The sequence below is a fragment of the Candidatus Velamenicoccus archaeovorus genome (genome assembly GCF_004102945.1).
Taxonomy (GTDB): domain Bacteria; phylum Omnitrophota; class Gorgyraeia; order Velamenicoccales; family Velamenicoccaceae; genus Velamenicoccus; species Velamenicoccus archaeovorus.
This window is the reverse complement of record NZ_CP019384.1, coordinates 1462852-1478362: the sequence shown is the minus strand read 5'-3', so window position 1 is coordinate 1478362 and position 15511 is coordinate 1462852. Positions and strand designations below refer to the sequence as shown.

The window sequence follows — 15511 nt, the reverse complement described above, 5'->3', positions numbered from 1 at the left end:
TTCCCGGCCAGCCGATAAGATCATTTGGGGAATTGTTCCCAAGAAAAAAGGAGCCCTGGGCTTTAAGTCCGGGGGGATTCCACCGATGAAGCATTATGATGTCATTATCGTCGGAGCGGGCCACGCGGGAGCAGAGGCGGCGCATGCCGCATCCCGCATGGGATGCCGCGTCCTGCTGGTGACGATGAACCTTGAGGCGATCGGCGCCATGTCGTGCAACCCGGCGATCGGCGGCATCGGCAAGTCCCAGCTGGTTCGCGAAGTCGATGCCCTGGGCGGCCTGATGGGGAAGGCTGCCGATGCCTGCGGTATGCAATTCCGCATGCTCAACGCCTCCAAGGGGCCTGCGGTACGCTCCTTGCGGGTCCAGGAAGATATGTTCCGTTACAAGGCTTATGTCAAGACGGAGCTTGAAAGACAAGGGCGTTTGGAGGTGCGGCAGGCCGAAGTCACCGGTTTTCTGACGGACGGCCCTGTTGTCGTCGGGGTCAAGACATCTTCAGGGGAATCGTTCGAGGCCAAGACTGTTGTCGTGACGCCGGGGACGTTTTTGAACGGTTTGATCCATATCGGCCTGACCCATTTTCCCGGCGGCCGCCTGGGCGAGGCGCCGTCGAGCGGCCTGTCGGACGATCTCAAACGCCTCGGTTTCCGGGTGAGCCGTTTCAAGACCGGTACCTGCCCGCGCCTGGACGCCCGCAGCATTGATTATGAAGCCCTCCAGCGCCAGGACGGCGACGAGCCCCCATCGCCTTTCTCTTTCCGGACGCCGTCGCTTGAGGTGATGCAGAAACCGTGCTATGTGACCTTTACGAATTCGCGGACGCATGAGATCATCCGTTGCGGGCTGGACCGTTCTCCACTTTATACGGGAAAAATCACGTCGACGGGCGTGCGCTATTGCCCCTCCATCGAAGACAAGGTCGTGCGGTTTGCCGACCGCGACAGGCACCAGATATTCCTGGAGCCCGAAGGGTTCGATACCGTTGAGGTCTATCCGAACGGCATCTCGACCAGCCTGCCCGTGGACGTCCAGATGGAGATGGTCCATTCGATCAAGGGGCTTGAGCGGGCGCGGATGATGAGGCCCGGCTACGGCATTGAATATGATTATGTCGACCCCACCCAATTGTTCCCGACGCTCGAGACAAAACTCTACCGCAATCTTTTTCTGGCTGGGCAGATCAATGGCACGACAGGATATGAAGAGGCGGCGGCCCAGGGGCTCGTCGCTGGCATCAACGCCGCCCTGCGGGTTCAGGGAAAGGGGGCTTTCATCCTTTCGAGGGATGAGGCCTATATCGGCGTTCTCATCGACGATCTGACGACCAAAGGCACCCAGGAGCCCTACCGGATGTTTACTTCACGTGTGGAGTATCGTCTCATTTTGCGCCAGGACAATGCCGACCTGCGCCTGTCGGCGCGCGGCCGCCGCATCGGCCTATTGGACGAGGCGGCCTATCAGGCCGTCGAGGACAAGAAGCGCCGGATCGGGGAGGCGATCGCCTACCTGCGTGCCACAAAGCTTGGGGCCGCCGAAGCCAATCCGTATCTTGAAACGCTGGGGACGTCGCCTTTGGAGGGCACGGTGAGCCTGGAAGAGCTGCTGCGGCGGCCGCAGATCACTTTTGCGCACGTCAGGAAGATGAACCATATCGACGACAACCTTCCGTTCCTGACGCCGCAGCTGGACGCGCAGGTCGAGACGGAAGTCAAATATGAAGGGTTCATCCGGCGCCAGGCGGATGAGGTGGAGCGTTTCAAGAAAACCGAGAACATACGTATCCCGCAGGATATGGATTATGCCGCGGTGAGGGGGCTTTCTACGGAGATCGTCGAGAAACTGAAGAAATTCAGGCCGGTCTCCCTTGGACAGGCTTCCCGTATCTCCGGTGTGACGCCGGCGGCTGTCTCGCTGTTGATGGTCATGATCGCCAAACTACAAAAAGAAAAGGACGCCCATGCAGAAGATCCGTTTTAAAAAATTGCGGCTGTGGCTGGTGTATCCCCTGTTCCTTGTGTATCCTTTTTTGGCCCGTATCACCGATGTGTCCCTGTGGGTAGGCATCGCCGTCGAGCTTGTGGGGCTCGGTGTGCGGTTCTGGGCGAGCGGCTACATTTCTAAATCCAGGGTTTTGACGACGGCCGGGCCTTATGCGTATGTGCGCAATCCGCTCTATCTGGGCAATTTTATCGTAGGATTGGGCGTTGTGATCGTTGCCAACAACATGTGGCTCTTGTTGTATTATTTCCTGGGTTTTTTGATTCTCTATGCCGGGACCATCCGGGAGGAACAACAAGTCCTGGAGGAGAAATTCGGCGCCGCCTATCGCGAGTATTTAAGGAGTGTGCCGATGATGTTCCCAGCCCCGCGCAGGTACAGCAAGGCCGACATCCGGCCTTTTGATATAAGGCAGTCTTTCAAGAACGGAGAGTTTATCCGTGTCTGCGGATTTTTGCTTTTGGCTGTTTTTCTCTTTTTGTGGTTTTCTTTATTTGTTAAAAGGGAAGGGGTTACGGCCGCAACTCTTTGGGGGATAATTCTTTTTGTGGTTTTTTCAGGCCTCTTGTGTTTTAATATTATCATTAGACGCAACAGCGAAAGAGAGGGTCGGACGGCATGATGGAGGTTTCGGGAATTCGGCACTTCGGAGGCCTTGTTCTGTCAGAGAGACAACGGCAAGTTTTGTGTATAATGCCGGAGTTTTTGGGGAGGCGTAAGAGCTTCATTCCCGGAGCGCCGCCGCAGCGTTCTCGGGTGGGGTTTACTCTCGTTGAGATCATGGTTGTTATCGCCGTGATCATCGTCATCGCCTCCATCGGTGTTCCAGGCATTCTGCGTCAACGCGTCAATGCCAACGAGGCGGCGGCGGTCGCGGCGCTCAAGACGTTGTCCGCGGCTTCGGTGACATACCGGGCGATACACACCTCTTACCCATCGAACCTCTCGGATCTTTACGATCCCGCGGGGGCCCAGTATATCGACAGCACGCTGGCGTCGGGCACAAAGCAGGGCTATAACTTCACGCTTTCGGGCGACGCAGACGGTTTTAATGCCACGGCGATACCCGCCAAGCCGAATATCACGGGCACCAGATATTTCCTGATTGATCTTGACGGCGTGATACGGTCTTCGGCCTCCGGTCCGGCCGATGAAAGCAGCCCGGCCATATAAAGATATTAACGTGTTTTCTGAAATCTGGAATTACCGTACTTTAAAAAAGTTCTGCCGCCTGCAGGGGGCGGATCTTTTTGGAGTGGCGGATGTCTCAAACATCAAAGACGAGTTTGAGCTCGTTGAGGATGTTAAAAAGGGACTAAACAAGGCCGTTTGTCTCGGGGTCGCGTTATCCGGCCCCATCCTCTCAGAAATCGAAGCGCAGCCAACCAAGTTGTATTTCCATCACTACCGGACAGCCAACATGTTTTTGGATCAGACGGCCTTTTCGGTATGCCGGTGGCTCCAGAACAAAGGGGCGGCGGCGCTTCCCATTCCGGCATCGCAGATCCTCGATTGGCAGAAACAGAGCGCGCACCTTTCGCACAAGAAAATCGGGCAATTGGCGGGGTTGGGGTGGATCGGAAGGAACAATCTTCTTGTTTCAGAGCGCTATGGTGCGCAGTTCAGATTAGTGACGATCCTGACGGATTTCCGGCTGAAGGCGGACCGTCCGCTGCGGCGCGGATGCGGGCCCTGCCGGGCCTGTGTCGCGGCCTGCCCGGTCGGAGCCATCCGGGACAATTGCGAAAATTTCGGCCATTTGGAATGTTTTGAGAAACTCAAGGGCTTCCAGCGCGAGAATGTCGTCGGACAATATATCTGCGGCATCTGCGTGAAAGCCTGTGGAGGAAAGCATGGCAAGAAAAACACTGCACTTAACGGCCCTGTCGAAGATCAGCAAGGCCATCACATCCGACCTTTATCTTGAAGACATCCTGAAATTGATCGTTTCCGTGACGGCGCAGAGCATGGGATCCAAGCTTTGTTCGCTCATGTTGTTGAACGACAAGGGAGAGCTGGTGATCCGCGCCACGCAGACGGTTTCCGAAGGCTACACAAAGAAACAACCCGTGAAGCTGGGCGAAGGCATCAGCGGCCGCGTGGCCAAGGAAAACAAGGCGGTTGCCGTCTACGACGTCCAGGCTGAGCCCCAGTACAAATACAAGGAGATCGCCAAGCAGGAGAATATTTGTTCCTATTTGTGCGTTCCTATGAATGTTAAGGGCAAGGTCATCGGCGTCCTGAACCTTTATACCTCCGAGCCCCATAAGTTCACCAAGGGCGAGATCGATCTTCTTTCGTCGGTCGCTGCCCAGGCGGCATTGGTCATCGAGAACACCGAACTCATGGTCAAGACCAAGGTCATCCAGGAAGAGCTCGAATCCCGCAAGATCGTTGAGAGGGCCAAGGGCATCCTGATGAAGGAACGGTCGCTGGGGGAGGCCGACGCTTACCGTCTGCTTCAAAAGTACAGCATGGATAACCGCAAGTCCATGCGTCAGGTCGCCGAGGCGATCGTCCTGAGCCACGACATGAAGAGCAAGATATAGCACTATTGATCTTGCGGGGCGTATCATGCCTGAAAAAACCCAGAAAATCCGGATAGCGCTGGCACAGGTCAATCCTGTCGTAGGCGATCTTGCGGGTAATGCCGCAAAAATAGCCGCCTGGATCCAAAAGGCCCTCAGGGCCGGGGCGGACATAGTTTCGTTTCCCGAGCTTTGCATCACCGGCTATCCGCCCGAAGATCTTCTTTTCAAATCCCAGTTTATCGACGACAACCTCGCGGCCCTCAAAGCCGCCGCCCGCGCGACGGGAGACATCACGGCAATCGTCGGATTTGTCGACCGGAAGAAAAACAGGATCTATAACGCAGCGGCCGTCCTTTCCCGCGGGCGGATCGTGGATGTCTATCACAAGGTTTTTCTGCCGAACTACGGCGTTTTCGATGAGATGCGTTATTTCGCCGCCGGCGACACATTCCCCGTCTTCGGGCTGGGCCGGACATCTTTCGGGGTCAATATCTGCGAAGACATCTGGCACTTGGACGGCCCGGCGGGGATCCAGGCCTATCGCGGGGCCAGGTTGATCGTCAACATCAACGCCTCGCCGTATCATATGGGCAAGGGCGAGATGCGCCGCCGGATCCTTAAAAAACAGGCCAGGCGCAACGGCGTTTTTATCGCCTACACCAACCTGGTCGGCGGCCAGGATGAGTTGGTTTTCGACGGCCAGAGCCTGATCGTCGACGATAAGGGGCGCGTGGTTGCGCAGGGCCGGGCGTTCGAAGAGGAGCTTCTTGTTCGCGACATTGAATTGCCTGTCGTTTCCAGAAAACCCGCCATCATGATCGCAGGAGCCGGGGAAGACAAGCCGCCGCTGGGACCGCATGTCGCTGTGCCGCCGAACACCATCGAAGAAGAAGTCTATGGGGCCCTTGTCCTGGGCTTGAAGGATTATGTGCTCAAGAACGGTTTTAAGAAAATCGTTTTGGGGTTAAGCGGCGGTATCGATTCGTCCCTTGTGGCGGCGATGGCCGCAGACGCCATCGGCAGCGAGAATGTTTTGGGTGTTTTGATGCCGTCGGCCTACACGTCACAGGAGTCCGGCGAAGATGCGCGGCTCCTGGCGCAGAATCTGAATATCAAGACCGCAGAGATTCCCATCCAGAAGATCCTCGAGGCCTATCTTGCGGAACTCGGCGGTGTTTTTGCCGGCAAGGCGCCGGACATCACAGAGGAGAACCTCCAGGCGCGCATCCGCGGCAACATCATTATGGCCATATCCAATAAATTCGGATATCTCGCCGTCAATACGGGGAATAAGTCGGAGGTCTCTTGCGGCTACTGCACGCTCTACGGCGATATGGCGGGCGGATTCGGCGCCATCAAAGACGTGCCCAAGACGCTCGTTTACCGTCTGGCGGAATACAAGAACAAAGCGGCCGGCCGGGGGGTGATCCCCGGGCGCGTTCTGACGAAAGCGCCGACAGCTGAACTCAGGCTTAACCAGAAAGATGCGGATACCTTGCCGCCGTACGACGTTCTGGATCCTGTCTTGAAGCTATATGTCGAGGAGGACAAGGGGATCCAGGAGATCGTCGCGGCAGGCATCGACGGGAAGCTGGCGGCAGGCGTCGTGCGTATGGTGGATTTCAACGAGTATAAGCGCAGGCAGTCGGCGCCCGGCATCAAGATCAGTCCCAAGGCGTTCGGCAAAGACCGGCGGATGCCTATAACAAATAAATACCGTTAAAAAATGGTATTGGTCATTGGTAATTAAAAATTAGAAATTCCCGAAGGGTAAAGATGCCCTCTTGTTGATTAAGGCAGTGATGCCTTGATGAATGAGAGGGTTTTTTGTAACAGGTTTTTTGGTGTTTCGCAGGGGAGGTTTTATGAAAAAAATTCTCATCATCAAGCACATCGACAACGAAGGCCCGGGCACGCTGGGGACTTACCTTTCCGAGAACAAAATCGGATATGATGTGGTGGATGTCTGGAAAGACAACGGAGCCGGCTTGTGCCCGCTGGATCTTTCGGATATAGGGGGCGTCGTCATCATGGGGGGCCTCATGAATGTCTACGAGGAAGAGAAATATCCTTTCCTGACCGTGGAGAGATATCTTATCCGGGAGCTCGTGATGCAAAAAATCCCGGTGTTAGGGATTTGTCTCGGCGCACAGCTTGTCGCCGTCAGTCTTGGAGGCCGCGTCAAAAAATCTCCGGCCAGGGAAATAGGTTGGTATGGCTTGGATTTGACCGGCGCTGCCAAAGACGACCCATTGATGAAAAACTTCGATGTCAGGACGAAAGTCTTTCAGTGGCATGAAGATACATTTGAATTGCCTGCGGGTGGCGTCTTACTGGCTCAAGGTAACGGTATTCATCAGGCATTTTCATTTCAGGATGCGGCATGGGGGTTCCAGTTTCATGTGGAAGTGGACGGGTCCATGCTTTCTTCGTGGTTCCGGGATGATCGGCCGGAGAGCCGACCGGGGATAAGGGAGACTTACGAACATTTAAAGGTTGCTTTTGACGCCCAGGCGAAGGATATCTACGAGGGGTTTGTCCGCTGCATGAGAAGCCTTTGATGCCCGAAAAAGGTGGGGAGCTATGCCGTATTTTCGTCTTCCAAAAATCGCTTGTAAGGCTTAAGAGCAGGTGTTAAAATTTGGAAGCCCCGTCAGAGAACGTGTTCTCTGATGGGTGCGCCCGCAAGGAAGGATTAACGCGCTTTTGAGGCTTAATCCCATTTATCATAGTTGTGTCTGCTGGTTTTAGCCGCAGACACAACTATGGTGGAGGGGGACGTTGCCCCTGCCCACCGTAAGCGGCGGGCGAGGGCTCCAGATAATGTATTTGTTGCATGTTGATGAGCCAAGGGGGATCGTATGGATGTAATCCTTGAATTGTTGCAGAAAGACGCCAGGATCACGCCTCAAGAAATATCAAAATTGGCCAGGATCAAGGTTGATGAGGTCAGAAAGCGCATCAAGAGATACGAGAAGGAGGGCATCCTTCTGGGATATCGCGCCGTCGTCAATAAAGAGCTGGTCAAGGACAAAGAGAGCGAGGTCCGCGCGCTCATCGAGGTCAAGGTGGCGCCGCAGAAAGACCTGGGATTCGATAAGGTTGCCGAGCGCATCTACAGTTTCCCGGAGGTCAAGAGCTGTTATCTTCTCTCGGGCAGTTACGATCTTCTTTTGGTGGTGGAAGGAAGGGACTTAAAGACCGTCTCGAGGTTCGTCTCCGAAAAGCTTTCGCCTATGGAGAACGTGCGGGGCACGGTGACTCATTTTCTGCTGAAAAAATACAAAGAAGACGGGATCATTTTGAAATGCGCCGAAGAAGACAGACGCTTGGCCATCTCGTATTAAGCGCCAAGATGTCTGTCTTTGTCCTCGGCCTGCCCCTGGCCTTGCCCGAAGGGCACAGGCCGAGGACAAGGCCAGGGAAGGTACTGGCTTTTGTTCAAGAAATAACCAAACACCAAGATACAATAACCAGGCAATGACCAATCACCAAAAGCCAATAACCAAACAATGTTTTTTGTTTGATGATTGGATATTGGGTATTGGTGATTGAACTATGATGAATTTAAAACTTCTCAAAAAAGCATGAAAAAAACAATGGTTTCCCATAAAGTGCAGGTGATGCCTCCGTCGGGGATCCGGGTCTTTTTTGACCTGGTTCTCGGCATGAAGGATGTTATTTCCCTGGGGGTGGGCGAGCCGGATTTTGTCACGCCTTGGCATATCCGCGAGAGCGCTATTTATTCCATAGAAGAAGGATATACGTCTTATACGTCCAATAAGGGATTGGTCAAGTTGCGGACGTATGTCTCCCAGGATTTGAAAAGGCGGTTCGGCCTTCATTACGGCGTGGAAGACGAGATTTTGATTACGGTCGGTGTCAGCGAGGCCGTTGATTTGGTCTTGCGAGCCCTGATCAATCCCGGCGATAAGGTCATCGTCTGCTCGCCCAGCTACGTCTCTTATGCCCCGGTTGCCGAGCTGGCGGGGGCAGAGGTCACCCGGATCGTCCTGAGGTCCGGCAACGGATTCAAGCTGACGCCCGACGACCTTAAAAAAGCGATCGAGCCGGGCACAAAAGCGATCATTTTCAATTACCCGTGTAATCCGACGGGTGTTTCCTATACGAAGACAGAGTTGTCTGCCATCAATCGTGTTTTGGAGAGGCATGGGGTCCTGGTCGTCTCCGACGAGGTTTATGACGAGCTGACTTATGATTTTACCCATACGCCTTTTGCCGCATTGCCGGGCGCAAAGGAGCGCACGGTGTATCTCAACGGCTTTTCCAAGGCCTACGCCATGACCGGCTGGCGCGTCGGCTATGCCTGCGGCCCGAAAGACATCATCGCCGCCATGACCAAGATCCACCAGTACACGATCATGTGCGTGCCGATCATGTCTCAGATGGCCGCCTGCGAGGCGGTTGTGGGTACACGCAAGCCTGTTGAAGACATGAGGCAGGAATACATGAGACGGCGCGAGTTTGTCGTGGGCCGCCTCAACGACATGGGACTTTCCTGCCACAAGCCCCAGGGGACTTTTTATGTGTTCCCTTCGGTCAAGAAGTCGAAAATGAACGGCATGGATTTCGCTTCGAAGCTCCTGAAAGAGAAGAAGGTCGCTGTTGTCCCGGGTACGGCCTTTGGTCCTGAATACGACGGCCATATCCGCATTTCTTTCGCGACGGGCTTTGATAAATTGAGAGAAGCCATGGACCGCATGGAAGAGTATATGAAGGGGTTGTGAGGAAGTAAAGAAAGACCCCGCCAGAGGCGGAAGGATTAAGGAAAGAAACGTTACTCCTCGTGTAAACAGCTAACCCACAAGGGGTAGGCCTCCGCAATACCGAATAAGCGGAGGGCCTGAAAATTTCTGTCTGCACCCAGCCTTCGCAGAGCTCAGACGGGCAACCAGAAATTTTTCAGCTGCACTCGGAGTTAACCCAGAAAGGGTAGGCCTCCGCATTCCACATAGCGGAGGGCCTAATTCCGCCAGAGGCGGAATTAAGGAGAATCAGTCATGAATATCAGACAAGAAATACTTAAGTCGATCGAGACGAAGCCTTTTCCCGAGGTCAAGAAATTCAAGAAGGTCTCCAGCTACTTCGGCGAAAACACCTTTAGCGTCCCGACGATGAAAAAGCATATATCCAAGAAGACCTTCGAGGCCTTCGAGGCGTGGATGGAAGAGGGTAAGCAGATATCGCTCGTCCAGGCCAATGAGATCGCCGATGCCATGAAGAGATGGGCGGTCGAGCGGGGGGCCACCTATTACACGCACTGGTTTCAGCCCATGACGGGCATGACGGCCGAGAAGCACGACAGTTTCATCTCTTTTGCTTCTTCGCCGGGCAAGGTGATTGAGACGTTTTCCGGAAGCAAGCTCATCAAGGGCGAGCCCGACGCCTCGAGTTTCCCTTCGGGCGGCATCCGCACGACTTTTGAGGCGCGCGGTTATACCGCGTGGGACCCGACGAGCCCGGCGTTCATCATCGAAAGCAAGCTGGGCAAGACATTGTGTATCCCGACGATTTTCGTCGCCTATCACGGCTATGCGTTGGATAAGAAACTGCCTCATCTGCGTTCCATCGAGGCCCTGAGCGCATCCGCCGTTCGCTTCCTCAAGCTCTTCGGCAGCAAGAATGTCAGGAAGGTTTTTTCCACGTGCGGCCCCGAGCAGGAATACTTCCTGATCGACAAGAACTTCTACAGGCTGCGTCAGGACCTGTTGTTGACCGGACGGACTCTTGTCGGCGCCCCTTCGCCCAAAGACCAGCAGATGGAAGATCAGTACTTCGGCTCGATCAAGGAGAGGGTCGTGAATTACATGTACGAGGTCGGCGAGGAGGCCTATAAGCTGGGCATCCCGGTCATGACGCGCCATAACGAAGTCGCGCCTCACCAGTATGAGTTTGCGCCGATCTTCGAGGAATCGAACTTGGCGGCGGACCACAACCAGCTCCTGATGGAGATCATGAAAAAGATGGCCCTGCGCCATGATATGGTCTGCCTGCTTCATGAGAAGCCCTTTGCCGGCATCAACGGCTCGGGGAAACATCTCAACTGGTCCATGTCCGACGATAAGGGCAATAACCTGTTGAATCCCGGCAAGACGCCCGAGGACAGCCTTCAGTTTTTGGCGATCCTGGTCGCCGTCCTGCGCGCCGTCGATACGCACGCGGACCTCCTGCGCGCCAGCGTGGCCTCCGCAGGCAACGAACACCGTCTGGGCGCCAATGAAGCGCCGCCGGCGATCATCTCCGTCTTTCTGGGCGACCAGTTGACACAGATCCTCGACACCGTTGAGAAGGGCAAGAAGACCCAGATCAGCCGCCAGGACATCATGGACCTGGGTGTCGCCCGTCTGCCCTTGGTCAATAAGGACATGACCGACAGGAACCGCACGTCGCCTTTTGCCTTCACCGGCAATAAGTTCGAGTTCCGCGCCGTGGGTTCGTCGCAGAATATCTCGACCGCCATTACGGTCATCAATACGATCGTTGCGGATTCCATGGATTATGTGCGTACCAAGATCGAAGCGGCGCAGAAATCCAAGGATTTCAATACGGCCGTGCTTGCCGTTTTGGCCGAGGTGATCCGCGAGACCAAAAAGATCCGTTTTGAAGGGAATAATTATTCCGAGGAGTGGAAGAAAGAGGCGGCCAAGAGAGGGTTGCCGAACGAGCCGTCGACCTCCGAGGCCCTCAAGGCGCTTGTAAAGGAAGAAAATGTCGCCCTTTTTGAGAAGTACAAGGTCTTTAACCGCGAGGAACTGAAGGCGCGTTACAAGATATGGCTGGAGATGTATATCAAGCTCCTGGAGATCGAGGCCAAGACCTTGAATGAGATGGTTAATTCCTGCATCGTGCCCAATGCCTTCGATTATCAGGGTCTGCTTTCGCAAAACCTGGAACATATCGTCCATCTGGAGAGTACGGCCGGCCTGAAATTCCTCGAGGAGTCCGTGGTCGACATGAAAGTGCATCTTTCCGAAGTGACGGAGATGATCTATTATGTCCGCAAGAACGCCAAGGCCATGATGCAGTTTTTGGAAGAGACCAAGGGTCTTGAGGAAGACGAGAAGGCCCACAGGTATTTTACGGATCTCAAGCCCATCATGGAGCATATCCGTAAGCATGCCGATCTTCTTGAAGGTGTTATTTCCGACGAGCATTGGGACCTGCCGAAGTACAGGGACATGCTTTTCGTCAAATGAGGCCCAAACTTGCAGAATGCAAGTTTGATGGCCGAATTTGATCCGCCGACGCTTTAGTGGCGGATGAAGATGAGGGATCTTTGCGTTTCACGTCGTGCGCACGATGTTAATTCAAGTGAGAAAACATGCGAACGAGGCAAAGGAATGAACGACATTAAGTTTGATTTCAACAACATGATGAGTTTCAACGTCGGTGGCCGCGACGGCGTAACGGAATACGATTTGAGGCGTTTGATGCCGCGTGTGAACAAGTGCCATAGGCATTTCCGCCGCCTTTCGGAAAATCCGGCCAGTCGCGTGCGCCTGAGCCTGGAGTGGCTGATGCTGCCGTTTCAGGACAAAAAGACAGTCGAAGAGATCCAAAGGCTTGGGGATGAGATCGGCCGCCAGTATGAGAATGTCCTGTCTCTGGGGATTGGCGGTTCCTATCTGGGCCTCAAGTCGGCCCAGGAAGCGTTGTGCGCCCCGTATTATAATGAGTTCCTTCAGCTGCGCCAGAAGCGCAGCCGCATCTATTTCGAAGGCAACAACCTCGACCCGACGCCGTTGGCCGTCCTTTTGCGCCAGCTCGATCCCAAAAAAACATTCGTGACGGTGATCTCCAAGTCCGGCGAGACGACGGAGACCAAGGCGGTTTTCGATGTCGTCGAGGAGTGGTTGAAGGCCGGCGTCGGCGCGCACTACGGCCGCCAGATCATCGCGATCACAGACCCCAAGTCGGGCACGCTGCGCAAGAAAGTCCTGGAGGAGCAAGCTAAGGACCCGTCGAACTTCCGCAGCCTGCCTTTATTGCCGGGTGTGGGAGGGCGATTCTCCGAATTCAATATGGGGCTCCTGCATTTGGCGATCGTGGGCGTTGATATCGCAGAGGTCTTTAGCGGCGCACAGGCCATGGCGCGACGATGTTCCTTGGAGGATATTTTTAAGAACCCGGCCTATATGTATGCAAGCCTTCATCATTTGGCGCATCTCAGGAAAGGCAAATCGATCGCCATCATGATGCCTTTTTCGGAAGGCCTGAAGTCTACGGCTGACTGGTATTGCCAGCTTTTGGCCGAGAGCATCGGAAAGAAATATCCGCGGCGGATCAAGGCGCTTGGAGACTCAGGCGAGGCCTGGGAGGCGGATACCCGCCGGCCGGTGCATGCCGGACGGACGCCCGTGGCCACCCGGGGAACGACGGACCTTCATTCCATCCAACAGAACAATGTGGAAGGTCCGAATGACAAGGCGGTCACGATGATCCGTATCGCTTCTTTTGCCGACGACGTGACCGTTCCGGCCGACAAGGGCTTTCTTTCGCAGAAAAGATTTTCGGAACTCCTGGCGCTGGCACAGGAAGCGACGGCATGGGCCCTGACATCGGCCAAGCGGCCGAATTGCACGATCACGCTTTCGCAATTGTCCCCCTGGACATGGGGTGGGCTTCTCTATTTTTTTGAGATGGCGACTGCCTTTGAAGGCGAACTTTTAAACGTCAATGCCTTCGATCAGCCCGGCGTAGAAAGTTACAAGAATTACATGTATTATAAGCTTCGCAAGCCCGATATCCCGGAAAAGATCGCGCAGGAAATCGAGAAGCATCCTGTGAAGAGCGACGTCAGGTTTATTTTGTAACCGAGACGGCAGGGAGGCTCAGTATGGTCAATGATGTCCTGTGTGTCATCCTCGGCGGAGGCAGGGGCACACGCCTCTACCCTTTGACCAAAGACAGGGCCAAGCCCGCCGTTCCCCTCTTCGGCAAATACCGCCTCATCGATATCCCCATCAGCAATTGTCTTAATTCAGGCCTCAACAAGATCAAGATCCTGACGCAGTTCAATTCCGAATCACTGAACAAGCATATCTCGCGCACCTACAAGTTCGAGGCTTTTTCTCATGGTTTTATCGAAGTCATCGCCGCCGATCAGACCATGGACCGGACGGACTGGTTTGAAGGGCCGGCGGATGCCGTGCGCAAGACGTTGAAGCATTTCAATAATCCCAAGATCAAGTATGTCTGCATCCTTTCCGGCGACCAGCTCTATAAGATGGACCTGCGCGCCTTCTATGATTTTCACGTCCAAAGGGAGGCGCAGGTGTCCGTCGCCTGCAACCTGATCGACCCCGGAGAAATTTCTTCTTATGGGATCATGGGTACGGATGAGGCATCAAAGGTCGGAGAGTTTGTGGAAAAGCCATCCCAGGAGGACCTTGTCAGGCATCTGCGCGTGATGCGCGGCGGCCGGCCGAAATACCTTTGTTCGATGGGGATCTATTTTTTCGACAAAGAGGCATTGCATGAGCTTTTGTCGCGCAGCAACAAGGCCGATTTCGGCAAAGAGATCATCCCCGAGGCGATCACCGATAAGGCCGTCTATGCCTATGAGTTCGACGGATATTGGAGGGATATCGGGACGATCAAATCTTTCTACACCGAGAACCTGCTGTTGACCCGGGAGGATGCGCCGTTGGATTTGTTTGATGAGGAATGGCAGCTTTATACGCGTTCGCGGTCCCTGCCGCCGGCCAAATACGCGGCCGCGCAGATCGAGAACAGCATCGTTGCCGACGGTTCGATCGTGGGCGAGGCGGCGGTCAGGAATTCCATCATCGGCCTGCGTTCCAGGATCGGCAAAAACGCCGTCATCGAAGATTCCATCATTATGGGCGCGGATTACTATGAGACTGCCGAGGAGATCCGTCAGCAAAGAAGGGGGACGATCCCGATCGGCATCGGGGAAGACAGCGTCGTGCGCCATGCGATCCTGGATAAGAATGCCCGTGTCGGCCGCCATGTCCGGATCGCCAATGAAGCCGGCGTCCAGGAGCACGCCACTCCGCAGTATATGATCCGCGACGGCATTGTCATTGTGTATAAGAACGCGACGATCCCGGACGGGACGGTGATTTGAGTGAGGGCATAAGTTATGGAGCCTTGCCGTTCTGCGGCAAACGAAACGACAAGGCGAACATAACTTATAGGCCCGAACTCACCCAGCACAAATTTTAAGATAATGGGTCTGTGTTTAAACGCAAGCTGCCTTGAATTAAGAGGAGATGTCAGTAAAATTTGTGCTGGGTTTAATTCGCAGACGTCCCGTAGAACGGGACTACAATTTACGCTCGCCCATGCATTCGTTCGCGTAAATTGTCTGCTCATTAAAGGAGGAAAGCATGGTTGTGATGCTGTTGGTATTGTTGGCCCTCATTATTCTGTTGTTGGGGTGGTTCTTCTTCGCCTATAATTCGCTCGTCCGCCTCAAGATTCGCGTGGACAACGCCTGGTCGCAAATCGACGTTCAGCTCAAGCGCCGGCATGACCTGATCCCCAATCTCGTGGAGTCGGTCAAGGGGTATATGGCATATGAAAAAGACACCTTGGAACGCGTCATCAAGGCCAGGACACAGGCAATCGATGCCGCCGGCATCAAGGATAAGGCCCAGGCGGAGAATCTCCTGACTCAGACCTTGCGCTCCCTGTTCGCCGTCGTCGAACGCTATCCGGACTTAAAAGCCAATCAGAACGTGCTGTCCCTTCAGGGAGAATTGACCTCGACGGAGAACAAGATTTCGTTTGCCCGCCAGTATTATAACGATGAGGTCGGCCGGTATAACACCCTGATCGAGGTTGTTCCGACAAACATCGTGGCAAGCGCCGCAGGGTTTGCCAAGCGCGACTTCTTCGAGATCGAAGATAAGACGGAGAGAGAAGCGCCGAAGGTCAAGCTTTAGGACAAGTCATCGGGTTGCCGGCCAAGCCCTGTTAGAGAGCTCGTTCT

The 15511-nt window shown here is 54.6% G+C and carries 13 protein-coding genes; all 13 read left to right on the top strand.

Features of this window, described 5'->3' with window-relative positions; translation table 11 throughout:
* Nucleotides 1-85: 85 nt before the first annotated feature.
* Complete coding sequence (gene mnmG, locus BU251_RS06755; protein ID WP_228767789.1) at nt 86-1981, top strand: tRNA uridine-5-carboxymethylaminomethyl(34) synthesis enzyme MnmG; 1896 nt, start codon at nt 86-88, stop codon at nt 1979-1981.
* Complete coding sequence (locus BU251_RS06750; protein WP_128700290.1) at nt 1962-2624, top strand: methyltransferase family protein; 663 nt, start codon at nt 1962-1964, stop codon at nt 2622-2624. The genes mnmG and BU251_RS06750 overlap by 20 nt, the downstream gene beginning before the upstream one ends.
* 83 nt (nt 2625-2707) lie before the next feature.
* On the top strand, nt 2708-3175 hold the full coding sequence (locus BU251_RS06745) for a prepilin-type N-terminal cleavage/methylation domain-containing protein (RefSeq protein ID WP_128700289.1): 468 nt from the start codon (nt 2708-2710) through the stop codon (nt 3173-3175).
* A 10-nt stretch (nt 3176-3185) separates the two neighbouring features.
* Nucleotides 3186-3929 (top strand): hypothetical protein, encoded by a 744-nt coding sequence (locus BU251_RS06740; RefSeq protein WP_228767788.1) that lies wholly within the window; start codon nt 3186-3188, stop codon nt 3927-3929.
* A complete protein-coding gene (locus tag BU251_RS06735; RefSeq protein ID WP_128700287.1) occupies nt 3856-4551 on the top strand; it encodes a GAF and ANTAR domain-containing protein in 696 nt (231 codons plus the stop codon). The genes BU251_RS06740 and BU251_RS06735 overlap by 74 nt, the downstream gene beginning before the upstream one ends.
* A gap of 25 nt (nt 4552-4576) precedes the next feature.
* Entirely contained in the window at nt 4577-6256 is a 1680-nt protein-coding gene (locus tag BU251_RS06730) for an NAD+ synthase (RefSeq protein ID WP_128700286.1), read from the top strand.
* Between the two features lie 142 nt (nt 6257-6398).
* Entirely contained in the window at nt 6399-7094 is a 696-nt protein-coding gene (locus BU251_RS06725; RefSeq protein ID WP_164908905.1) for a type 1 glutamine amidotransferase, read from the top strand.
* A 300-nt stretch (nt 7095-7394) separates the two neighbouring features.
* Nucleotides 7395-7880 (top strand): Lrp/AsnC family transcriptional regulator, encoded by a 486-nt coding sequence (locus BU251_RS06720; RefSeq protein ID WP_128700284.1) that lies wholly within the window; start codon nt 7395-7397, stop codon nt 7878-7880.
* A gap of 252 nt (nt 7881-8132) precedes the next feature.
* A complete protein-coding gene (locus tag BU251_RS06715; RefSeq protein ID WP_228767787.1) occupies nt 8133-9281 on the top strand; it encodes a pyridoxal phosphate-dependent aminotransferase in 1149 nt (382 codons plus the stop codon).
* Between the two features lie 273 nt (nt 9282-9554).
* A complete protein-coding gene (locus tag BU251_RS06710; RefSeq protein WP_128700282.1) occupies nt 9555-11750 on the top strand; it encodes a glutamine synthetase III family protein in 2196 nt (731 codons plus the stop codon).
* A gap of 144 nt (nt 11751-11894) precedes the next feature.
* Nucleotides 11895-13367: a glucose-6-phosphate isomerase gene (locus BU251_RS06705; protein ID WP_164908904.1), complete on the top strand. Its 1473-nt coding sequence runs from the start codon at nt 11895-11897 to the stop codon at nt 13365-13367.
* Between the two features lie 23 nt (nt 13368-13390).
* Nucleotides 13391-14644 carry a glucose-1-phosphate adenylyltransferase gene (locus BU251_RS06700; RefSeq protein WP_128700280.1) on the top strand — a complete coding sequence of 418 codons (1254 nt, stop codon included), beginning with the start codon at nt 13391-13393 and terminating at the stop codon, nt 14642-14644.
* A 262-nt stretch (nt 14645-14906) separates the two neighbouring features.
* A complete protein-coding gene (locus tag BU251_RS06695) occupies nt 14907-15464 on the top strand; it encodes a LemA family protein (protein WP_194946675.1) in 558 nt (185 codons plus the stop codon).
* The last annotated feature ends 47 nt before the right edge of the window (nt 15465-15511 follow it).